The organism is Sulfurimonas sp. (assembly GCF_026991475.1).
Lineage (GTDB): Bacteria > Campylobacterota > Campylobacteria > Campylobacterales > Sulfurimonadaceae > Sulfurimonas.
This window is the reverse complement of record NZ_JALXBK010000106.1, coordinates 1-23,358: the sequence shown is the minus strand read 5'-3', so window position 1 is coordinate 23,358 and position 23,358 is coordinate 1. Positions and strand designations below refer to the sequence as shown.

Sequence of the window (23,358 nt, the reverse complement as noted above, 5' to 3'; positions counted from 1 at the left end):
TTCAATATTATTTAAGGTTTTATTATAATGACTCTACTCAACAAACAGCTCTTTTTTGTACTTTTTAGTTCCATTCTTCTGTTTGGTGGATGTGGCAAAGATGAAGTAAAACAGATAAAAAGAACACCTCCTCCTCTCAAGGTAAAAACAATTATAATTAAGACAAAAAAAGTACCTATTTGGGAAATTTTCACAGGAAAGACAAGAGCTAGTTCTCATCAAGAGGTACGCGCTCGTGTTTCTGGTATTTTAGAGAAAATATACTTTAAAGATGGGGATTATGTAAAAAAGGGGCAAAAACTTTTTAAAATCCAACAAGATGAATATATTGCTGCACTCAATGGTGCTAAGGCAAAAGAAGCCCAAGATAAAGCGGCACTCGCACTTGCAAAAGCAGATGTGCAAAGATATACTCCTCTTGTAAAAGAAGGTCTCGCTCCTCGTGCAACACTAGAGCAGTATCAAGCGAAATTGGCATCTCTAAACGCAGCTATATTAGGCGATGCGGCAAAAATAAAAGAGGCACAGATCCAACTTAGTTATACCATTATAAAAGCACCAATTTCAGGAAAAGTAAGCGCAAGACATATAGATGTTGGCAATCTCATCGGTCAAGGTGAGTCAACCCTGCTTACAACCATTGTACGATACAATCCTCTCTATGCCTACTTTTCTCCCTCTCAAAATGATGCAATGATTATGCAAAAGTATAGAGATAAAAAGGATTTGGATGCTTTTATTGAGTATAAAGGTGCCAATGAAGATATACGCCTTGATGGCTATGTAGATTTTTCCAACAACACAGTAGATCCACTTACCTCAACCATTACAATGAGAGCAATCATTAAAAATCCAAATACGCAAATACTCCCAGGTACTTTTGTATATGTTAATGTATTTATTAGTGAGAAATACAAATTTAAAATGATTCCACCAGAAATTATCATGGATGACCAACTTGGAAAATATGTCTATATTGTTGATAACAACGCAAGTGTAAAAAGAGCCGACATCACAACAGGCTATGGCACAAGGTACTATGTAAGTGTTCAAAAGGGTCTCAAAGATGGTGATAGAGTCATTATCTCTGGATTAATTAAACTCAGACCGGGAATGAAAGTAAAAGCAATAGATGTCACTAAAGAGAAAGGAATTGATGCCATAATAAAAGAGAACAAGCTCATTCCTCCGCAGGTCAAGTAGATGTTTTCAGTAACTTTTATTAAGCGCCCTATCCTTGCGATAGTCATCTCCCTTATTATTATCATTTCAGGGCTTGTTTCACTCGGCATTCTCCCTGTCTCAGAGTACCCAGATGTCGCCCCTCCTACTGTAAAAGTCAGTGCAACCTACACAGGTGCAAATGCTTTTGTTGTTGAAGATACCGTAACACGTGTACTAGAGGACAAGCTTAATGGCATCAAGGGTGTCATTTATATGGATTCTACCTCTACCTCAAGCGGACGCAGTAACATCAATGTCTACTTTAAACCGGGCTATGACATAGACATCGGTGCAGTCGATGTGCAAAACAAGGTCTCTACTGCTACTGCATCCTTGCCACCTGAAGTTGTTGCCCAAGGTGTTATAGTAAACAAGCAGAGCCCTTCCATTGTCTGTCTTATAACCATTACCGGAGACAAGCGTTACAACGCCTCTTTTTTATCTAACTTTGTAAACATTAATGTTCTTGATGAGATCAAACGTATTCCCGGTGTAGGGAAAGCTGAAAACATGGGAGAGAAGAAATACTCCATCCGTGTTTGGCTTAATCCCGATAAAATAAAAGCGCTCGGACTCACGCCACTTGATGTAGTAAACGCAGTAAAGAGTCAAAATAAACAGGCCTCCATTGGAAAAGTCGGTGGAATGCCTAGCTTCAAGAACCAAAAGCAGGAGTTTACACTTACCACCGAAGGAAGGCTCAAAGATGTGGCAGAGTTTAAAAAAATCGTTCTCAAACATAAAGATGACGGTTCTTTAGTCTATCTGAGTAATGTTTCTCGTGTTATTTTAGGGAGTGAGAGTTACGACTGGAATGCAATCAGTGGGCAAAAACCCGCGGGACTTATCGGGGTCTATCAACTCGGTGATGCCAACGCACTTGATATTCGCAAAAAAGTACAAGAGACTATGGAGAGACTTCAGCGACGTTTTCCTGCGGGAGTACACTGGAGTGTTCCATATGACACCACAAAATATGTAAAAGTTGCCATTAAGAATGTTGTTATAAACCTCTTTATGGCCGTTGCACTTGTTATTCTCATTATCTTTGTATTTTTGGGTTCATGGCGACCGACTGTCATCGCTTCTGTAGCTATTCCGGTCTCACTTATCGGTACCTTTGCGATTATGCAGATGGCACATGGTTTTTCCATCAACTTCCTTACGCTTTTTGGACTTATTTTAGCCATCGGTATTGTTGTGGATGATGTTATTTTAGTTGTTGAAAATGTTGAGGTACTTTTAGAAAAAGAACCTGAGCTTACAGTTGCTCAAGTCGTAAAAAAATCTATGATAGAACTCATTGGGCCTATCATCTCGACGACACTTGTACTTGTTGCAGTATTTGTACCCGTTTCACTCCTGCCTGGAATCACAGGTGCACTCTACCAGCAGTTCGCACTTACCATCTCTTTTGCCGTTATTATCTCTTCGCTTAATGCACTCACTCTCTCTCCTGCACTGAGTTCTATCATCATAAAACGTAGAAAAAAAGGTGAAGAGAAATTTATTTTCTTTAAAAAGTTCGATGAAGTGTTTGAAAAAATAACTGAAAAATATACTAAAGCCATCACTTATTTCATAAAAATACGCTACATTGTCTTAGTGCTTATTGGTGGTATTTTTTACCTGACATACTATCTTTTTAGTGTTACACCTACAGGGTTTGTACCATCGGAAGATAAAGGGGTTTGTATAGTCTCTGCAAGTCTCAAGCCGGGAACCTCTTTAGTGCAGACAGAAAAAATGCGCCAACAGATAGAAAAAAGACTATATAATATTCCTGAAATTAAAAATGTAGTTGTCGTTGATGGCTACAACATCGTTACATCTTCCCTTGATAGTGCTTCTGTAGCAATGTTTGTGACACTTAAAGATTGGATCCAAAGAAAAAAACCTGACCAAAGTGTTGATGCTGTCATAGCAAAAATACGCAAAGCAACAGCAGATCTCAGTGATGCGAATATCGCTGCGTTTAACCTTCCGGGTATTCCGGGGATTGGCGCAGTAGGTGGCTTTGACTTTAGACTGCAAGATTATCTCTCAGGTGATTTGGCTACATTTAAACACTACGCTGATGAAATAATCAAAGAGGCAAACGCAGACCCAAGAATATCACATGCTTTTACCACTTTTTCTATCAACTACCCGATGTATGACATCACAATAGACAGAGAAAAAGCAAATGCTCTTGGTGTCAATATGGCAGACCTCTTTAGTACTATGCAGATTTATCTCGGTTCTATATATGTCAATGACTTTACAAAATTTGGTAAAGTCTTTCGTGTCTTTGTACAAGCAGACAAAGAGTACCGCAGTGACAAAAATGACATCAACAAGCTCTTTGTTAAAAATATCAAGGGAAAAATGGTACCACTAAGCGCACTCGTTAAAATCAAAGAGATAACAGGACCACAAAATCTTACCCACTTCAATATGTACAGAAGCATCCAAATCAATGGTGCTGCAGCTGTTGGACATAGTTCTGGAGAAGCCATGAAAGCTATGCAAGAGATAGCAAACAGAGTGCTTCCAAAGAGTTACGGGTATGAGTGGGCAGGTATGAGTTACCAAGAAAAGCTGGCAGGAAATGCACAAATTTACGTCGTTATTTTCGTAACACTTGTAGTCTTTTTGGTACTTGCAGCACAATATGAGAGTTGGATACTGCCACTAATGATTTTACTCTCAGTACCGATGGTAATCGCTGGTGCTGTAGCAGGTCTAATGTGGGCAGGCATTCCACTTAACACTTTTGCACAAGTCGGACTTGTTCTGCTTGTCGCTCTCGCCGCCAAGAACGCCATCTTAATTGTTGAGTTTGCCAAGGAGCTGCGTGAAAGTGGTAAAAGTATTGTTGATGCTGCCATCAGCGCTGGTAAACTGCGTTTTCGCGCTATTATGATGACTATTTTATCATTTTTATTTGGTATTTTTCCGCTTGCATTTGCCACAGGTGCAGGAGCTGTTACGCAGCAGTCTATAGGTATCGTACTTATGTTTGGTATGGTTACAGCGACATTTATATCTACACTCTTTGTTCCTGTTCTTTATGTACTGCTTGAAACCATGAGAGAAAAATTTGTAAATGTTGCAGATGAAGTTGCAAGAAGGGAGTCAATCTAATGAAAAACAGGTTTTTATTCAAATCATTAGTTTTGCTAGGATTAATAGCCAATGCACAAGCCAGTGAAATTTATACGGTAGATGAGCTAATACTCATCTCCTTAAAAAATGCCCCTGAGCTTAAAATTAGCGAGCTTAATTATGAAGCGGCACAACAAGAACATAAAATTTCAAACGCAAACTATCTTCCAAAAGTAGATATGCAAGCTGCTGTAAGTAAAATAGGTTCAAGTAGTATTGTAGACAATAATATCATGAAAGATGACACTCTGTTAATGGGAACTCTTTCACTTAAACAAATTGTGTATGATTTTGGAAAAACAGGTTCAACAAGTGACTTTACAAAGTATGAATCACAAGATGCTGCGTTTAGCAATATACAAAAAATATCTGATAAAAAAAGAGAAGTAAAAGAGGCATACTATAATGTTTTAAAAGCCAAATCTCTTATAAGTGTACAAAGAGAAAATGTCAAATTAACTCAAGCCCAACTCTATCGCGCACAGCAATATTTCAAAGCAGGTATTCGAACAAAAATAGACATTTCAGATGCGAAAGTTGCCCTTATAAGGTCTCAAATAGATTTAAAAAATGCACAGTACAATTTAAAACTAGCTTATGCACTCCTAGATAAAGCGGTTGGCTTCATCTCTTTAGATACAGATTATAAAGTATATGCAACAAAACTCAATCTTAATACTTTGGCTAATCATGTAAAATCTTATGATTTGAATTTAAAAGATTCTATTGAATTTGCTTACATAAATAAGCCTATAATCAAAGAGTATGAAACAAAAATTAAAAGTAAAAAAGCACTTACTAAGGTCAACTCAGCTGAATATTATCCTGCCCTATTCTTAGATGCAGGTTATACAAAACAAAAACTAGATAAATATCAGCTACTCAGATCAGAAGACCAATGGCAAGTCGGTATAAATTTGAGCTGGAACCTTTATGAAGGCGGCGCGAGCAGTGCAAAAGTACAAAAAAGCAAGATAAATGCAAGTAGTTCCAACTTTGCGCTTCGAGAGTTAAAACTACAGGTAAAAAAGCAGGTGACTTTTGATTATTTAAACCTAAATAGAAAAAAAGACACTTTGGCACTTTCACAAAGCCTTATGGTTGTATCAGCCCAAAAATTTGATCAAGCTGGCAAAAGATATGAGCACGGTTTATCGGATTATATCGAGCTACAACAGGCGAGACAAGGGTATATAGATGCAAAAGCGTTACTTATTGTTGACTATTATAATTATTATATAGCCATTGCCAATCTTGATAATGCTATTGGAAGATAGTTTCTAACTATTTTCCATCTATCACATAATAATCTTCTGTTACAAATCTACTCAGAATCATCCACTATAAAAATATTCTTAACCAAATTATCTAATATATTGATATAAGTCAAAAACTTTATCTATTAAAGTGCTATTATAAAAATGTAAATTGACAATTTAAGTTAGTTCAATATTAATCTACATAGGAGATAACATGTCACTTTCAAGAAGAGAATTTCTAAAAAGTTCAGCAGCAGCATCAGCAGCAGCAGCTATTGGTATGAGTGTACCAGCAGAGTTGGAAGCTAATGCAAAAGTAGCTGAATCTAAATGGAGATGGGACAAGGCAGCTTGTCGTTTCTGTGGTACTGGTTGTGGAATTATGCTTGCAACAACAGGCGATGGAAAAGATAGAAAAATCGTTGCAGTTAAAGGAGACCCGGCAGCTCCGGTAAATCGTGGTCTTAACTGTATTAAGGGTTACTTCAATGCGAAGATTATGTATGGTGCAGATAGACTTACACAACCACTACTTCGTATGGATGAGAAAGGTAATTTTGACAAACATGGTAAATTCGCTCCTATTTCTTGGGAAAGAGCTTATGATGAGATGGAAAAAAACATTAGAAAAGCACTTAAAGAGAGTGGTCCTGAAGGTGTTGGTGTATTTGCATCTGGTCAATATACTATTATGGAAGGTTACGCTGCTCAAAAAATGATGAAAGGTGGATTTAGATCAAATGCTTTTGATCCAAATGCTCGTCACTGTATGGCATCTGCGGTTGTTGGTTTTTACCAAACATTCGGTATAGATGAACCATCTGGTTGTTATGATGATATTGAACTTACAGATACTATTGTTACTTGGGGTTCAAATATGGCAGAAATGCACCCAATTCTTTGGTCTCGTGTAACAGACAGAAAATTATCTGATCCTGATAATGTAAAAGTTGTAAATATTCAAACTTATACACACCGTACTTGTGATTTAGGTGACTTTAACATCATCTTTAGACCAAATACTGACCTGGCCCTTTGGAACTACCTTGCTCGTGAGATTGTTTACAATCATCCAGAAGCTATTGATTGGGATTTCATCAAGAAAAACATTATTTTTGCAGTTGGTCCTGTAAATATTGGTTATGGTTTCAGAAGAGCTGGCGAAAAATCTATTACTCCTGTAAGACCTGATGGTTCTGCTGGTAAATATGATGCTAAAGAGATGGAAATTTATAATAAAGAGATGAGTAAAGTTGTTTCAGAACTCGAAGGTCCTGCATTAGAGCCATATGGTTATAAAGCTGGCGATACTATGAAAAACATTCCTGGTACTCTAAAACATCATGAAATCACTTTTGAAGATTATAAAAAATCTCTTGCTCCATATACATTAGAGTACACTGCAAATCTTTGTAAAGGTGATCCTGAAGAATCACTTGATAGTTTTAAGAAAAAACTTCAAGATTTAGCAGCACTTTATGTAGAAGATGGAAGAAAAATTGTAAGTTTTTGGACAATGGGTATGAACCAACATACTCGTGGATCATGGGATAATACACTTGCATACAATGTTCACTTCCTTGTAAATAAACAATCTCGTCCAGGTGCGGGTGCATACTCATTAACTGGTCAACCATCTGCTTGTGGTACTGCTCGTGAAGTTGGTACATTTGCTCACCGTTTACCTGCTGATATGATGGTTAAGAATCCTCATCATAGAGCAAAAGTTGAGAAAAAATGGGAAATTCCTGCTGGAACACTTAATCCTGTTGGAAATCAACATATTATGAAAATTCACAGAGACATCGAAGATGGTCTTATTAAATTTGCGTGGGTAAATGTTTGTAATGCTTACCAAGATTCTGCAAATGCAAAACACTGGATCAAAGCAGCACGTGAAATGGACAACTTCATCGTAACATCTGATGGTTATCCTGGTATATCTTCAATGGTATCTGACCTTATTTTACCATCTGCTATGATTTATGAAAAATGGGGTGCATACGGAAATGCAGAGCGTCGTTCACAACACTGGAGACAACAAGTACTTCCAGTAGGACACGCCATGAGTGATACTTGGCAATGGGTAGAACTTTCAAAACGCTTTACAGTTGATGACTTATGGGGACCATATACTCTTAGAAATGGTACAAAACTTGCAGATGTACGCCAAGAAGCATACAAAATGGGTTATAAACCAGATACTACTATGTATGAAATCTTATACGGTAATGAAAGAGCGAAAAAACAATATCCTCTTGCATTAGATAAATTTCCACAACAAGGTTATGACAACTCGGAATGTCTTGGTGATGCAAGAAATGTTGTAGGAACAGATGGGAAAGTCTTTAAAGGGTATGGATTTATGATTCACCAATACCTTTGGGAAGAGTATGCTTTCTTTGGTCGTGGTCATGGTCATGACTTGGCAGACTTTGTTACTTATCAAAAAGTTCGTGGTCTTAAATGGCCAGTTGTAAATGGTAAAGAGACTTCATGGAGATTTAATGTTGATTTTGATCCATATGCAATGAAACATGCAAAAGAAGCTGGTACAGGTTCTCAATATGCATTCTATGGTCCACTTGCTAAAAAATTACCATTTGGTGATTTAACACATGTAACAGATAAAACCAAAAAATCGTTAGCGAACAAAGCCAAAATATTTGCTCGTCCATATATGGATCCTCCAGAAATGCCAGATGAAGAGTATAACTTATGGTTATGTACAGGGCGTGTACTTGAACACTGGCACTCTGGAACTATGACTATGCGTGTACCTGAATTATATCGTGCTGTACCAGAAGCATTAGTTTATATGAATCCAGAGACAGCTAAAGAGAGAGGTCTTGAAGATGGTAAACTATGTTGGGTTGAATCTCGTCGTGGTAAAGTAAAAGCTCGTGTTGAGACTCGTGGACGTAATAGACCACCAAAACCATTAGTATTTGTTCCTTGGTTTGATGAGCGTGTGTTTATAAATAAAGTTACACTTGACCAAACATGTCCGATGTCAAAACAGACAGACTACAAAAAGTGTGCTGTAAAAATTTATAAAGTATAAGTAAAGAGGAAGTGTTATTTTGAGTAACCATTCAAAAGCAAAACAGCCAGTTAGTGATAGAAGAAAATTTATTCTTAATATGGCTAAGGGTGTTGGATATGCAGCAGTAGGCGGTTTTTTATGGAGTGCCTATTTGGATGAGGCGGAAGCCTCTCCACTTGTTCTTCGTCCTCCTGCGGCAATAGCGGAAAAAGATTTTTTAAAGACTTGTATTAAGTGTGGTTTATGTGTTGAAGCATGTCCTTACGATACGCTAAAACTAGCAGAGCCAGGTGATCATAAGCCAATAGGAACTCCATTTTTTACACCAAGAGATATAGCATGTTATATGTGTGAAGATATTCCTTGTGTTCCTGTTTGTCCAAGTGGTGCATTAGATGAAGCTAGTGTCACTAAAAATGGAAAGCTTGATATAAATAGTGCACAAATGGGTCTAGCTGTCATTGATGAAAACAGCTGTGTAGCTTTTTGGGGTATTCAATGTGATGCGTGTTATAGAGCATGTCCCATTATGGGGCAAGCCATAACAATAGAGTATGATCAAAACAAAAGAACTGGAAAACATGCATTTTTAAAACCAGTAGTTCATGCTGATGCTTGTACCGGTTGTGGTATGTGTGAACATGCTTGTATCACAGAAAAACCAGCTATATTTGTACTACCTCGTGAAGTAGCTATGGGTAAAGCAGGAAGTCACTACATTAAGGGTTGGGACAAAAAAGACGAATCGCGCTTAAAAGATGCACATGCTATTCATACAACAACGCAAGTTAGCAAGAAAAAAGCAGTAGATAAGCTCAATGCTGGATTAGAAGGCTTGTTAGATGAGTAAAATATGGAATAACTACAGATATCTTATCCTTAGAAGATTTGTACAAATTGGAATTTTAGTTCTCTTTTTTGGTGCAAATGCTTGGGGTTGGAAAATTTTAGAAGGAAATCTTACTTCATCTCTACTCTTTGGTAAGATTCCAATGAGTGATCCTTATGCTGTATTGCAAATGGTCGTGGCTGGTGCTGTAATAGCGTCAGACTTACTGATAGGTGTTGGCGTTGTTGCACTTTTTTACTTTCTTATTGGAGGTAGAGCGTTTTGTTCTTGGGTTTGTCCTATAAACATGGTAACAGATAGTGCAAATTACTTAAGAAGAGTTTTCGATATAGATAGAGCACAGTTAGAGAGAAGTCCAATAAGCAGAAACAGTAGATATTGGATTTTGGGACTAAGTTTAATTGTATCAGCTTTTATGGGCATAGCTGCGTTTGAGTTTGTCTCACCAATTTCAATGTTACATCGTGGTATTGTTTTTGGTATGGGATTTGGCTGGGCTGCAATAGGTATGATATTTCTTTTTGATCTGTTTGTATTAAAAAATGGATGGTGTGGTCATATTTGTCCACTTGGTGGATTTTATTCACTTCTAGGAAAGTTTAGTTTTATTAGAGTACATCACATAGAAGAAAACTGTACTCTTTGTATGAAATGTAAAGTAGTTTGTCCTGAAAAACAGGTACTTCACATGATAGGTAAAGAATCACTCCCTATACTTTCAGGTGAGTGTACAAATTGTGCAAGATGTATAGAAGTGTGTGATGATGATGCTTTAAGGTTCTCAATAAGAGATTTGATTCAAAATAAGAAAACGGGAGAGTAAAATGAAAATTTTAACAAAAATTACAATAGGTTTAGCAACAGCAAGTCTGTTGTTGGTGGGCTGTAGTAGTATGAATACACAAACACAAGCAAAAGCTAAAAAAAGTGTAGTAGTAAAACCAACAGCAAAAACAAATGCTATGGGAATGGGGTACATTAAAGATGTTGATCTTTTAAATGATGATGTATCTTTACCAACAGTTGCTTATCATGCAGCACCTCCAGGAGCGGCAAAAAAAATTAAACGTGCATATCAAGATGCTCCACCAATGATTCCACACAGTGTGGAGGGATTGGTACCAATTACAAAAAACAACAATGCATGTCTTGGATGTCATATGCCAGATGTTGCAAAAGCTATGGGTGCAACACCAATTCCAATTTCACACTTTACAAACTTTAGACCAAAAACTGAAGTTGAAGGTACTGAAATTTTAAAAAATGGTCATGTAATTAAAAATGGTTCATCTGAATCACAAAAAAATGTTTCTATTAAAGTCAATCATAAAGAAAATAAACTCTACCCAGGTAGATTCAACTGTACACAATGTCATGCTCCACAAGCAACTAATAAACTTGTAGATCAGAGTACTTTTAAACCAGTTTACACTGCTCCAAATGGTGCTAGTAAGTCATCTTGGAATCAGTCTAAATGGATGAAAGATATTAATACTCAAAAATCAGAGTAGTTAGAAAATGAAGAGAAGAGAGCTGTTTGGCTTTCTTTCTTCCTCTGTTAAAGAGGCAGTAAGAAAGAAGAAAATAGAAGAAGTTGTAGTTTTACGACCTCCATATTATAGTGATGTTAATGCTTTTGCCACAGAGTGTCAAAATTGTGAAGGACAATGTGTCTCTTTATGTCAAGAACAGATAATAAAAATAGGTGAAGATAAAACACCTTACTTAGATTTTTCTCAAAGAGGATGTACTTATTGTGATGAGTGTGCTATTGCTTGTCCTAGTGATGTTTTACTTGTAGAAAACAAGCGTTTAATAGAAGCCAGTATAATAATAAACAAAGATAAATGTTACAGTTGGCAGGGAGTTATGTGTTTTTCATGTAAAGATCCCTGTTATGAAGATGCCATTGATTTTAAGGCAATGTTTATGCCTGAGATCAATGAAAAATGCACAAGTTGCGGATTTTGCATAAGTAGATGTCCTGCAGATGCCATAGATATTAAAAAGGTTAGTTCATGCGATACATAGTAGTTTTATTTCTTCTCTTCTCAACGCTTTTTGCACAAAAGCTTATAGAGCCTCTACATATATATAAAGTTCCAAAAGGTTTGGCAACAGATGTACTCTACAATAGAGGCAATTTATATATTGCAACAGATGTTGGAAAAGTGGATGTTTTTAATACAAAAACAAAAAAAGCAATCTCTTTTATAGAACTCTCTAAAATCAAAGATTTTATGGGTGATGAGATTGACTCAAAAATATTTGATATTGATATATTAAATAACACTTTGTTAATCCTTTCTCAAGATAATGGAGGATACAGCAGAATCTCTTTTTATCAGAACAAAAAACTAAAACAAATAATTTCACAAAAAGACAAACTCAATATTATACAAGCAAAATTTATTGACAAAAACAATATTTTAATAGCGCTTATCAGTAATGATATTATCTCTTATAATATACAAACAAAAAAGATGAACTGGGATACACAGGCTTCTATGTCAAAATTCTCAAGTTTTGCTTTAAATAATAAACACACTAAAGTCGCAGTTGGTGATGAGAGTGGCAATGTTCATATTATAAATGTCAAGAATGGAAAAATTCTTAAAACATTAAGTGGGCAAAATGTTGATAACCTCTTTGATGTTGATTTTAAAAACGGTATTGTACTCACTGGTGGACAAGATAGGCGTGCAGCAGTTTTTAATCTTAAAACTTCAAGTGCATACTATAAAACTTCAAAGTTTTTCATTTATGGCGTAGGTCTAAGTCCAAGTGGAAAAATAGCAGCATATAGTTGTGACATTCATAATGATGTCGAACTATTCAATACAACAACTAAAGAATCTTTAGGAAAATATAAAGCAACAAAAGCAGTGGTCAACGGTATATACTTTATAAATGAAAAAGAGTTTTTTGTTCATAGTAATTCAGCTGATGTTGGTTACTACAAAGTAAAATAGAGGAGTGAAAATGGTTGAATATGATGAGAGTGAATTTTTAGTTGAAACCGAGGTGCCAGAGGATGAGCTTATCATCTCAAGAACAGACCTAAGTGGTAAGATTACTTATGCAAATGAGACTTTTTGTGATATTAGTGGCTACCACGAAGATGAACTCCTTGGAAAGTCACATAATATTGTAAGACATCCCGATATGCCAAGTGCTGCGTTTAGAGATTTATGGGAGACTATAAAAGCTAAAAAACAGTGGATAGGCATAGTAAAAAATCTCCGTAAGGACAAAGGTTTTTATTGGGTAGAGGCAATAGTCTCTGGTGTATATAAAAAAGGCGAGTTAGTTGAGTATAAATCACTCCGAACGCCAATATCTTATGAAACAAAACTCAAATATCAAATATTATATGATAAAATGCGTGCCCAAGACGGTGAAAAAATTAGAAAAGTTATTTACGAATAAAATTAAGGAGAATATTTTATGAATATATCAAGCATAGTGGTACAAACTGTACCAAAGTTTTTAGATGAAGTTATAGAAAATTTAAAAAATTGTGGAGCATGTGATTATCATATGCACGATGAGAAAGGACGCATTATTGTCACTATTGAAGGTGAAGATGTTAGTGAAGAGATTGGAAAACTTAAAATCATTGAAGCTATTCCTCATGTAATTACAGCAGATATGCAAATGGCATACTCTGAAGATGAACTTGATGCAAACATAAAAGTCATTAATGAATCAGATGCTGTTCCAAATCTTTTAAAAGATGATAATGTAAATATTGACAATGTTACATACCATGGAGATCTTAAAAAACGAGATGCTGAACTACAAGAGTTTGCAAAAGATTTAAGTAATCCAAATGGAGTTAAATAATGGGTGTTGTTTTTACTTCTACTATAAAACTAGATGACAGTGGCAAATGGTATATTGAGATTGAAGATGCCATCGATGAAGATGATGTGCGTGTAGAAGCTTGTTTTGATTTAGATGAGTACGAAAAAAAAATAGAAGCAATGGGTGCTGAGTATGGTGGACACATTGATGAAGTCAAATGGCTCAAAGATGAAAATGTTCCTCAAGTGGTTATAGATGAACTTCGAGTAAAAATGGCAGAGCATCGAGAAAAGATAGAAGAAGAGCGTGGTGAACCTATTACTCCAATAGTTGAACCCAAAGAGCAAGCATAAAAATTGATATAAATCAATAATTATATTTTTATATTAAGATATAATTTAGTTGATTTAATAAAAAAAGGATAAATATGAAAAGATTGTTATTATCTATGGCAGCAGTGCCATTAATGGTTGGTGGTCTATCTGTAAGCGCTAGTGCTAATGATGGCATCAATATTTTAAATAATGTGAAAGTGAAAGGTGAGATTCGTCCTCGTTATGAGTATGCTGACGTGAAGGATAATGGTGTAGATGCAGGAAATGCATTCACAGCTCGTACTCATTTAGTTGTTACTGGCGGTCTTTTAGGTGTTGATGGTTTAACAGCTACAGTTGGTCTTCAAGGTGTAAATAACTTTGGTTATACTAATTATAATAGTACTCAAAATGGTGAAACTACATATGATAAAATCGTAGATCCTCAAGCTGCAATGCTTTCGGAAGCTTCTCTTGATTATACACTAGGAAAGACTGCTTTACATGCTGGTCGTTCTCATGTAAATCTTGATAATCAACGTTTTATTGGTACAGTTGGTTGGAGACAAATGGAACGTTCTTATGATACTGTTTATGCAGCAAATAGTTCTATTAAAAACTTAAGCTTATTAGCTGCTTATGTATATGGTTTTGCTGGCGTTAAAGGAACAACAACTGCAGACACAAATTCAGTTTTATTACATGCTAACTACAAGGTAATGAAAGAGTTAAGTGTAACTGGTTATGGTTATCTCCTAAGTTCAATTCACGATACTTATGGTTTAGCACTTACAGGTAAAGTTGATGCTGGCGCTAAATTATCATATCGTGCAGAGTATGCAATTCAAAAAGATGCAACACTTGAAACAGGTAGTGCTGGAAAACCAAAAGCTGATGCTTATTACTATAACTTAGATTTAGGTGCAAATATCTCTGGTATTCTAGCTGGTGTTAATTATGAAGTACTTAGTGGTACAAATGGGACAGATGGTAATACAGCTTTTTCAACTCCACTTGCGACAGGTCATAAATTTAATGGTTGGGCAGATAAATTCTTAGCAACTCCAACTGGTGGTTTACAAGATGCAAATATTCGTCTTGGATATAAAGCAAAAGGATTTGGTAAAGTTCTTGCTGTTTATCATAACTTTACTGCAGATAAAGACATGGCAACACCAACAGGAACAGCGACAGATGATTTAGGTTCAGAATTTGATGCAGTTTATGTAAATGCAATTCCAGGTTTTAAAAACCTCAAAGGTTTAGTGAAATATGCTTATTACATGAGTGGTGATGTTACAGGTTATACAAAAGATGTAACAAAAGGTTGGGTACAATTAGACTATAAATTCTAGTCTTATTCTTCTTTCTTTCGATTTTAAATTTCACTTATATCAGGACGTGGTGCCTGATATAGCTAGAGAACAGTCTTTCTGTTCTCTATTTTCACTTCTTTTTTTCTTCCATTTTATCTTTTTAAAGTATTTAATGCCCCTTTATAAATAGGCTCATCAATAAAACCATACTCTTCATCCACAAAACCTGTAATGCCCTCATCTCTGTGCATCTCAAATAGTTTTACTATTGTCTGTGCTCTTTTTATCTCTTTTTCTTTATCTACAAAAATTTCATTTACCAAAGTTACCTGTTTTGGAGATATACACCCTTTTGCATCATAGCCCATTCTTTTTTCAAGTTCCAACCATTTTGTAAATGTATCGCTGTCTTTATACTCTTGAAAAACAAAAGAGATAGGTTTTACTTTCATAGCTTTTGTCGTAACTAAAAAATGTGAAAGCATATAATGCATAGTAGGATTATCTAAATTTATCAAAGAGTGAGAAAGTCCCATGTCTGCAAACAGATCGAGTATGCCCAAATAAAAGCCAGTCACACGTTTATTTACAGCCAATTTATGAAGATTATGCCACGCCTGAGCAGTTTCAATAGAGAGATGTAGTTCTATGCCCTCATTAAGCAGTGCCAAAACACTAATGACCTCTTGTCTGTTTTGAATTTTAGGAACACGAATAGCATCAGGCATAAACTGATTAAGATAGGTTATCTCCTCATATCCGCCCTCCTCTAGTGCATTTACCCTTACTACAAGTTTTTTATCACTCTTTTGTGTTCTAGCTATGAATATAGCAGCAAGGACAAGAGCAAAGGGCTTATCCTCTCTGCTTACACCATCTTCTAAGTTTAACATAATACAATCAGCTTCAAGTGATGCAATTTTTGATAGATGTTTAATGTTGTTACATGAGAGCATAAGCACCGAACGATAATCACTGCGTTTATTTAGCTCTCTCATCGTGGGCTTTGCAAGTGCATCAAGTGCTACAAGATCTCTATTTTTATAAGCTTCTTCTATTTCACTTAACATCTTTCACCTTTTTCTTATCATTTGGATGTAAATAAAAATAGAGTGCTTTTATCTCTTGTTTTGTTAAAAAATATCTTGGCATTCCTTTTGTACGACTGTTAATTGTTTTGTAAAATTCATCAAATGCTATATTATTTATTTGAGGAGCAACAAAACTTTTTTTTCTATTTTTATGCATATACTTTGCTATCAACATACCTTCGCCATTATTTCCATGACACTTTTGACACCCTATTCCTCTAGGATTTTTATAGAGTTGCGATGCATATTCCATTGGAGTGATAAAATCACTTGTAGCAAAAAGAAGAAAAGGGAAGAGGGAAAAAAATATAAATTTCATTATTAGCCTATTATTATTTTAAAAGAGTATAATAACAAAAAAATAATTTATGAGGTTTAAATGCAGATTCTTGATGGTAAAAAACTTGCAAAAAAGATTGAAGACAATGTTATAAAAGAGGTTACAAAGATTAAAGAAGAGGTAGATGTAACACCTGGTTTAGCTGTTATTTTAGTAGGACAAGACCCAGCAAGTGCTGCGTATGTCAGTATGAAGAAAAAAGCATGTGATAGAATGGGATTTTATTCAGTCTCTCACGAAATGCCAGAAGATATCTCTCAAGAGGCTATTGAAAATACCATTGTTATGATGAATCAAAATCCAAATATTGATGGTATTTTAATACAACTCCCACTTCCTTCACATATAGATACAACAAAAATTTTAGAACTCGTTGATCCTGCAAAAGATGTAGATGGTTTTCACCCATACAATGTGGGGCGTTTAGTAACTAATCTTGACGGTTTTGTGCCATGTACTCCACTTGGTGTTATGGAGATGTTAGCTGAATATAACATAGATGTAAAAGGAAAGAACTGTTGTGTCGTGGGAGCTTCAAATATAGTAGGAAAGCCAATGGCTTCACTACTGCTAAACGCAGATGCAACAGTAGAAATTTGTCATATATTTACAGATAACTTAAAAAAGCATACATTAAACGCAGACATCATTTTAGTAGGTGTAGGTGTAATTAATCTTATAAAAGAAGATATGATTAAAGATGGTGCTATCATCGTAGATATTGGAATTAACAGAGCTGAAAATGGAAAGCTTGTTGGAGATGTTGACTTTGAAAATGTAAGCAAAAAATGTTCATATATTACGCCTGTTCCAGGTGGTGTAGGACCAATGACAATTGCCATGCTTATGAGTAACACACTAAAAGCTGCAAAACTAAACGCAGCTAAAAAAATAGAAGTCTAACTATATGAAAAAAATTCTACATAAAGCATATAAATTTTCAAATTCGTGGACGGGAACTATAGTCATAGTTCTTTTTGTTATCTTTTTTGTTGCACAAGCCTTTAGAATCCCTAGTGGAAGTATGAAAGACTCTCTTCTTATTGGAGACCATCTTTTTGCTAAAAAATTCGCATATGGTATTCCTATGCCATACATTCCATTTTTAGAAGTTCCACTTTTTCCATGGACAAAAAGCTTAAAACTTGTTGATGGAGATACTCCTAAACGCGGCGATATTGTTATTTTCAGATATCCAGGAAATATTAAAGAACACTTTGTTAAACGCTGTGTTGCACTCCCTGGAGATGAACTTTTTGTGGCAAATAAAAATCTTTATATTCACTTTAGAGAGGGTGATGCATGGATAAAGAAACACTATAAAAACTATAAAACAGAAACTTATAATAATGAACTCTGGGTAAAAAATCCATATATGAAGAAACATCCTGGTATTCATCATGATCCAAAAATCATAGAAGATGGACGTAATCCTATGCCTATCTTCTTTTTTGATCCTATAAAAGTTCCAAAAAACAAATATTTTATGATGGGTGACAATCGTGACCACTCAAATGATAGCCGTTTTTGGGGTCCAGTACCTTATGAAAACATAGAAGGAACACCTTGGTTCATCTACTTTTCAATAGATAAAAACTGGCGAATAAGATGGGATAGAATGGGGAAAACTCCAACTGAACTTGAAAAGCCTTTTTATATGAATAAAGCAAGACAAGAGAGAATAAAAGAAGATAAAAAGTACTATGGAATTACTTGATATACTAAAAGTAATAGCTGCTGTTTTAGCACTTGCTATTGCAATTATTGGACATGAGATTATGCACGGTTGGGTTGCACATATGTATGGAGATGATACTGCAAAAAATGCAGGTCGTCTTACTATCAATCCTTTGGTACATATTGATTTACTAGGAACTATTATTGTTCCTGCGACTCTGTATTTTATACCTCTGCTTTTAGGGACATCAGGTGGTATTCTTTTTGGTTGGGCAAAACCTGTTCCTATTGATATGGCTAAAGTTATGAGACGCGGTGGATATAATGCTGCCATGCAGGTTGATTTAGCAGGAATAGTATATAACTTTACTCTCGGTGCTTTTGCTGCGATTGGCTTAACTGTTATGAGTGCCCCAACAACTGCAGACTCAATGTTTTATGTTTTTACATATATTCTTGTTTATCAGTTACTTATCATCAATGTTGTCTTAGGAGTATTTAATCTTTTACCTATTCCACAATTTGATGGAGGCCATTTTTTAATGCACCTTGCGTTAAAATACAAAATCAACTCTATAGCAGGGTTTTATTACAAGTATGACAGATATGGAATGTTCATTGTGCTTATTATTTTAATGACACCACTTAATGAATATTTACTCTTTATGCCTGTACAATTTATTATACATTTACTATTATCTTAAAGGAGCAATTATTATGAAATTTTATATAGGAACAGACCACGCGGGAGTGGATCTTAAAGATTGGACAGTAGAGCTATTAAGAGCAAAAGGACACGATGTTACTGATTTGGGTCCATATACAAAAGATAGAGTAGATTACCCTGATTATGCACATAAAGTAGCTACTGCGGTTTTAGAAGATGAGGGAAGTCAAGGTATTTTAATATGTGGAAGCGGAATTGGTATGAGTATGGCAGCAAACAAACATCATGGAATCCGTGCTGCACTCTGCCATGATGCTTATACAGCGATGGTAGCACGTGGACACAATGATGCAAATATCCTCTGTTATGGAGAACGCATAGTTGGAAAAGGTGTTGCAGAGTCTATTATAGATGCATGGCTTGCTAGCTCTTTTGAAGGCGGTCGTCATATAAACAGAGTCGCTAAAATAGAAATCGACTAAGGAAAGCTGTTTATGTTTTGGCAATGGTCACTCTTAACAATACTCTCAATAGTTGCGATATATCTTTTTGTAAAAATGTTTTATTTTAAAAGTATTACAAACAAAGAGCAACGCAGCAATGACTTGATGAAATTAACACTGCAAGAAGCAGAGATTTTGATACGAAAGTATCAAATACAACTACAACGTGCTCTTGGAAATGTTGATATACTAAGTGATGAGTTGACAAAACTAAGAAATGAGTTAAAAGTACTCAAACAAAGAAACTCAAAACATAGACAAGAGGTCGATCGTCTTAATGCAAAAATAAAAGCATTAGAAGGTCGCATTGACGCTCTTTTATAAAGGATAAGAATGCTTAGTGCAGATGAAAGAAACATTATAGAAAATTCAATAAGAGACATCAAAGATTTTCCAAAACCTGGGATTGTTTTTAAAGATATTACTACACTTTTAAATAATAAAGAAGCTTATGCAACTCTGATGAATCATCTCGCTTCTCGTTACAAATCGTACAATCTTGATTACATTGCAGGCATAGATGCTCGTGGCTTTATCTTTGGTGCGGCACTTGCCCAAATGCTTGGTCTTAGCTTTGTTCCCATCCGCAAAAAAGGCAAACTTCCTTATACTACTATTAGCGAAAAATACGCCTTAGAGTATGGTGTTGATGAAATTGAAGTACATATTGATGCTTTTGGTGAAAAAAAAGGTGCAAGAGTTTTAGTCATAGATGATTTAATAGCAACTGGAGGCACCGCAAACGCAGCAGCAAAACTTGTCAAGCAAACAGGTGCAGAGTGCGTAGAGTGCTGCTTTATCATAGCACTTACTTTTTTAGATGGTGTGAAAAAATTACAAGAGCAAACAGAAGTTTACTCAGTTATAGAGGTTAATTAATGTATATTCCTAGTAAATCAAAATTTGATCCCGATGAGAATGGGCATTTCGGAATCTTTGGCGGTCGCTATGTTCCTGAAACACTTATGCCAGCTCTTTTAGAGCTTAAAGAAGAGTATGAAAAAATCCGTTTTGACAAAGATTTTTGGAGTGAAGTTCACTACTATCTTAAAGATTATGTAGGTCGCCCTTCTCCACTTTTTTATGCTGAGAATATCTCTAATGAACTTGGAGCAAAAGTTTACTTTAAACGAGAAGATTTAAACCATACAGGTGCACATAAAGTAAACAATGTTATAGCACAAGGACTTATGGCAAAACGACTTGGCTATAAAAAGGTCATAGCTGAAACAGGTGCAGGACAACATGGTGTGGCAACTGCAACCATCGCTGCTCTACTTGGTTTGGAGTGCGAAATATTTATGGGTGCAAAGGATGTTGCACGTCAAGAGTTAAACGTCTTTCGTATGAAGCTTCTTGGAGCAAAAGTAAACTCCGTAGAAAGTGGCAGCAGAACACTTAAAGATGCTATGAATGATGCCATCCGTCACTGGGTTACAAATGCAAGAGATACTTTTTATATTATTGGTACAGTTGCAGGTCCACACCCCTACCCTATGATGGTAAGAGATTTTCAAGCCATCATTGGTTGGGAAGCAAGACAACAAATTCTTGAAAAAGAGCAAAAACTTCCTGATTATATTATTGCCTGCATTGGTGGAGGGAGTAATGCCATAGGAATGTTTCAACACTTTTTAGAAGACAAAGATGTTCAATGTATAGGAATAGAAGCAGGTGGACTTGGAGTTGAGACAAATAAACATGGTTGCTCACTAGAAAAAGGACGACCAGGTGTACTTCATGGACAAATGTCTTACCTTTTGCAAGATGAAGATGGACAGATACTTGAAGCACACTCTATCTCTGCAGGACTTGATTATCCGGGCATTGGACCAGAACACGCTTTTCACAAAGACCATAAAAATGTAATGTACGATAACATCACCGACCAAGAAGCACTTGATGCCTTTGTATGGCTCTCTCAAAAAGAGGGAATCATTCCTGCGTTTGAGAGTTCACATGCCGTAGCTTACTTGAAAAAGTTACCAGATATAAAAGACAAACTTGTCATTGTCAATCTTTCTGGTCGTGGTGATAAAGACATGATACAAGCAAAAGATTTACTACATTTTGATTAAAAGTAAAGCTTAAGCTATAGCAATCTTCCCATATGTTTGCTTTTTCGCTTCGCTGAGGGCATACTGTACTCTAGATATGACCTCTTGCGGGTCATCATCATTTTGAAGTTCACTCACACCAAAAGCAAGTTCAGGGTTTGCACCATTCATAATCGTCATATTTGACAATTTCGCCTTTAACTTTTTACTAATAACTTCAGCTGATTTTACTGCTGTATTTGGCAATAAAATAACAAAATCAGCCCCACCCCAACGTGAAATCATATCTGCATCTCTTATTGAAGCCTTTAACTCTTTTGCAAATTTTGAAATAACTTTTTCACCAGATGGCAAACCAAAAGTTCCAATAAATTTATCAATACTTAGTAAGCGTAAATACATAACAGTAGCCTTTGTTGTATAACGCTTACAGTAGTTTATTTGATGTTTTAATACAGCTTGCATTTGCATTTTTGAAGTTGTTTTTGAGAGTTGGTCTATGGTTGCTAAATTTCCAAGTTTATCTACACGAATTTTATATTCATAAAGTTTGCAAAACTCTTCACTATGGTATTTTACTCTTGCTATAATTTCCTGAGAATTAAAAGGTTTTTTAATATAATCATTTACTCCTGCTTTAAAACATTCAACAAGTTTCTTACTGTCGTGTTCTTTTGCGCTATCGACATAAATAACCGGCACATGTAAGTTTGCACTTATTTGAGCATATTTAAGCACGTCCTGCACTGTCGCATATTCCACATGGGCATTGACAATGATAAGCGCCAAATCTTCATTTTTTAAACTAATATTTTTAAAACTTTCAACATCAACAACCGGATACGATTTATATCCCTCTTTTTCAAAAAGACTCTCTAACACATGAAAGTTTTTTTGATTTAATTCTAATATTAATATCTGTTTGTTTATCATAAATCTGATTTTATCATAAAATATGTTTTTTCTCTTCTAAAAGGAAACTGTTTCTAATATTTTGCTAATATATGTCAAAGAAATTACTAAATGGAACAAACAAATGAAAATAGAACTTATAGATACAAAAAATTTCGATGCCAAAGAGAACTTGACGGTAAAATTGATCACACCTGAGCGCCTCGAAAAGGCAAAATTCAAAAAAACACTTAAAAAAGCAGGCTTTCGTGCAGATCAAGACACTGTTTGCGGTATGCATGGCAAATCACTTCTGTTTTGCGGTATAGAAGATCATACTGATGAAAATCTTCGAACAGCTGCAGCAACGATTGCAAAAGCAATTAAAGGCTTTAGTTACAAATCTCTCTCAATCGATGTCAATGAAAAAAGTATTCGTCCCCTTATAGAAGGTTTTATTCTTGGTGGATATGAATTCAATACTTATAAATCAAAATCAAAAAAATCAAAGCTAAAAACATTGTACTTGACATGTGAAAATGTAAAAGAGCTCACACAAGCTTTCCAAGAGGCTGTAGTCGTTTCTGAAGCGACTTGCTTTACACGAGATATTGTAAACACAGCTCCTGATGACATGCATCCTGAGACATTAGCAAAACTTGCAAAAAAACTTGCACGTCAAAATCAACTTGAGTGTAATATTTTAGATGAAAAAGCACTCAAAAAAGAGCGCTGTGAAGCAATGCTTGCAGTTGGTCGCGCTTCACGTCATGGGAGTAAACTTATCCACCTTGCATACAAACCACAAAATGCAAAAAAACGCATAGCACTTGTAGGAAAAGGACTTACTTATGATAGTGGCGGACTCAGCCTCAAACCTGCTACTTCAATGGTGACTATGAAGATGGACAAAGCTGGAGCATGTGCAGTTCTAGGCATCATCAAAGCAGTAAGTGAGCTCAAACTTGACATTGAGGTTCATGCCTTTGTCGGAGCAGTTGAAAATATGATAGGTGGTGATGCGTACAAACCGGATGATGTGCTTGTATCTCGTAAAGGTGACACTATTGAAGTACGCAACACTGATGCAGAGGGGCGTTTAGTGCTTGCAGATGTTCTTGATTATGCACAAGACAAGGTAAAAGAGCCAGACTATCTTTTTGATTTTG

Annotated in this window: 24 protein-coding genes; 21 read left to right on the top strand and 3 right to left on the bottom strand. The window is 35.6% G+C overall.

Translation table 11 applies throughout. From position 1 onward, the window contains the following. Positions 1 to 27 precede the first annotated feature (27 nt). The 13 genes from MV589_RS08985 to MV589_RS08925 all read left to right on the top strand — a co-directional run bounded on the left by MV589_RS08985 (position 28) and on the right by MV589_RS08925 (position 15,002). Positions 28 to 1,203, top strand: a complete 1,176-nt coding sequence (locus MV589_RS08985; protein WP_297434057.1) for an efflux RND transporter periplasmic adaptor subunit — start codon at positions 28 to 30, stop codon at positions 1,201 to 1,203. Then, positions 1,204 to 4,350: an efflux RND transporter permease subunit gene (locus MV589_RS08980; RefSeq protein WP_297434055.1), complete on the top strand. Its 3,147-nt coding sequence runs from the start codon at positions 1,204 to 1,206 to the stop codon at positions 4,348 to 4,350. Next, positions 4,350 to 5,648 (top strand): TolC family protein, encoded by a 1,299-nt coding sequence (locus tag MV589_RS08975; protein ID WP_297434053.1) that lies wholly within the window; start codon positions 4,350 to 4,352, stop codon positions 5,646 to 5,648. Before MV589_RS08980 ends, MV589_RS08975 begins: the two co-directional genes overlap by 1 nt. Before the next feature lie 196 nt (positions 5,649 to 5,844). Then, positions 5,845 to 8,694, top strand: coding sequence for a nitrate reductase catalytic subunit NapA (gene napA, locus MV589_RS08970; protein WP_297434050.1), 2,850 nt, complete (start codon positions 5,845 to 5,847; stop codon positions 8,692 to 8,694). A gap of 19 nt (positions 8,695 to 8,713) precedes the next feature. After that, entirely contained in the window at positions 8,714 to 9,526 is an 813-nt protein-coding gene (gene napG / locus MV589_RS08965; protein WP_297434048.1) for a ferredoxin-type protein NapG, read from the top strand. After that, the gene (gene napH / locus MV589_RS08960; RefSeq protein ID WP_297434046.1) at positions 9,519 to 10,349 is read left to right on the top strand and encodes a quinol dehydrogenase ferredoxin subunit NapH; all 831 of its coding nucleotides are present in this window, start codon (positions 9,519 to 9,521) and stop codon (positions 10,347 to 10,349) included. The genes napG and napH overlap by 8 nt, the downstream gene beginning before the upstream one ends. A 1-nt stretch (position 10,350) precedes the next feature. After that, positions 10,351 to 11,037, top strand: coding sequence for a nitrate reductase cytochrome c-type subunit (locus tag MV589_RS08955; RefSeq protein ID WP_297434044.1), 687 nt, complete (start codon positions 10,351 to 10,353; stop codon positions 11,035 to 11,037). 7 nt (positions 11,038 to 11,044) lie between these two features. Then, positions 11,045 to 11,557, top strand: a complete 513-nt coding sequence (locus tag MV589_RS08950; protein ID WP_297434042.1) for a ferredoxin-type protein NapF — start codon at positions 11,045 to 11,047, stop codon at positions 11,555 to 11,557. After that, a complete protein-coding gene (locus MV589_RS08945) occupies positions 11,545 to 12,498 on the top strand; it encodes a WD40 repeat domain-containing protein (protein ID WP_297434040.1) in 954 nt (317 codons plus the stop codon). The genes MV589_RS08950 and MV589_RS08945 overlap by 13 nt, the downstream gene beginning before the upstream one ends. A 10-nt stretch (positions 12,499 to 12,508) precedes the next feature. Next, a complete protein-coding gene (locus MV589_RS08940) occupies positions 12,509 to 12,955 on the top strand; it encodes a PAS domain-containing protein (protein ID WP_297434038.1) in 447 nt (148 codons plus the stop codon). A gap of 18 nt (positions 12,956 to 12,973) precedes the next feature. Continuing rightward, positions 12,974 to 13,372 carry a chaperone NapD gene (locus MV589_RS08935; protein WP_297434036.1) on the top strand — a complete coding sequence of 133 codons (399 nt, stop codon included), beginning with the start codon at positions 12,974 to 12,976 and terminating at the stop codon, positions 13,370 to 13,372. Further along, a complete protein-coding gene (locus MV589_RS08930) occupies positions 13,372 to 13,686 on the top strand; it encodes a hypothetical protein (protein ID WP_297434033.1) in 315 nt (104 codons plus the stop codon). The genes MV589_RS08935 and MV589_RS08930 overlap by 1 nt, the downstream gene beginning before the upstream one ends. A 74-nt stretch (positions 13,687 to 13,760) precedes the next feature. Continuing rightward, on the top strand, positions 13,761 to 15,002 hold the full coding sequence (locus MV589_RS08925) for a hypothetical protein (protein ID WP_297434031.1): 1,242 nt from the start codon (positions 13,761 to 13,763) through the stop codon (positions 15,000 to 15,002). Positions 15,003 to 15,115: 113 nt separating this feature from the next. Here the strand turns inward: MV589_RS08925 and MV589_RS08920 are convergent, their stop codons facing one another. Together MV589_RS08920 and MV589_RS08915 are read right to left on the bottom strand one after the other, a co-directional pair. Further along, positions 15,116 to 16,033, bottom strand: coding sequence for an HpcH/HpaI aldolase/citrate lyase family protein (locus MV589_RS08920; protein WP_297434029.1), 918 nt, complete (start codon positions 16,031 to 16,033; stop codon positions 15,116 to 15,118). Continuing rightward, a complete protein-coding gene (locus MV589_RS08915) occupies positions 16,023 to 16,373 on the bottom strand; it encodes a c-type cytochrome (protein WP_297434027.1) in 351 nt (116 codons plus the stop codon). The genes MV589_RS08920 and MV589_RS08915 overlap by 11 nt, the downstream gene beginning before the upstream one ends. Positions 16,374 to 16,433: 60 nt before the next feature. Here MV589_RS08915 and folD point away from each other — a divergent pair, with 60 nt between their 5' ends. Genes folD through trpB form a run of 7 tightly spaced genes read left to right on the top strand, consistent with a single transcriptional unit; the run spans position 16,434 to position 21,319 of the window. Then, positions 16,434 to 17,297, top strand: coding sequence for a bifunctional methylenetetrahydrofolate dehydrogenase/methenyltetrahydrofolate cyclohydrolase FolD (gene folD, locus MV589_RS08910; protein WP_297434025.1), 864 nt, complete (start codon positions 16,434 to 16,436; stop codon positions 17,295 to 17,297). 4 nt (positions 17,298 to 17,301) lie between these two features. Further along, positions 17,302 to 18,111: a signal peptidase I gene (gene lepB, locus MV589_RS08905; RefSeq protein ID WP_297434023.1), complete on the top strand. Its 810-nt coding sequence runs from the start codon at positions 17,302 to 17,304 to the stop codon at positions 18,109 to 18,111. Then, positions 18,098 to 18,775, top strand: a complete 678-nt coding sequence (locus MV589_RS08900; protein WP_297434021.1) for a site-2 protease family protein — start codon at positions 18,098 to 18,100, stop codon at positions 18,773 to 18,775. Before lepB ends, MV589_RS08900 begins: the two co-directional genes overlap by 14 nt. A gap of 13 nt (positions 18,776 to 18,788) precedes the next feature. Next, the gene (rpiB, locus tag MV589_RS08895; RefSeq protein WP_297434019.1) at positions 18,789 to 19,220 is read left to right on the top strand and encodes a ribose 5-phosphate isomerase B; all 432 of its coding nucleotides are present in this window, start codon (positions 18,789 to 18,791) and stop codon (positions 19,218 to 19,220) included. Between the two features lie 12 nt (positions 19,221 to 19,232). Further along, positions 19,233 to 19,565, top strand: a complete 333-nt coding sequence (locus tag MV589_RS08890; RefSeq protein ID WP_297434017.1) for a hypothetical protein — start codon at positions 19,233 to 19,235, stop codon at positions 19,563 to 19,565. Positions 19,566 to 19,568: 3 nt separating this feature from the next. Next, the gene (locus MV589_RS08885) at positions 19,569 to 20,120 is read left to right on the top strand and encodes an adenine phosphoribosyltransferase (RefSeq protein ID WP_297434097.1); all 552 of its coding nucleotides are present in this window, start codon (positions 19,569 to 19,571) and stop codon (positions 20,118 to 20,120) included. Further along, the gene (trpB, locus tag MV589_RS08880; protein ID WP_297434015.1) at positions 20,120 to 21,319 is read left to right on the top strand and encodes a tryptophan synthase subunit beta; all 1,200 of its coding nucleotides are present in this window, start codon (positions 20,120 to 20,122) and stop codon (positions 21,317 to 21,319) included. The genes MV589_RS08885 and trpB overlap by 1 nt, the downstream gene beginning before the upstream one ends. A 9-nt stretch (positions 21,320 to 21,328) precedes the next feature. Here the strand turns inward: trpB and MV589_RS08875 are convergent, their stop codons facing one another. Continuing rightward, positions 21,329 to 22,180, bottom strand: a complete 852-nt coding sequence (locus MV589_RS08875) for a diguanylate cyclase domain-containing protein (RefSeq protein WP_297434014.1) — start codon at positions 22,178 to 22,180, stop codon at positions 21,329 to 21,331. A gap of 154 nt (positions 22,181 to 22,334) precedes the next feature. Between MV589_RS08875 and MV589_RS08870 the strand changes: the two genes are divergently transcribed. Beyond that, positions 22,335 to 23,358, top strand: a 1,024-nt coding sequence (locus MV589_RS08870; RefSeq protein ID WP_297434012.1) for a leucyl aminopeptidase family protein, incomplete at its 3' end; no start/stop codon positions are given.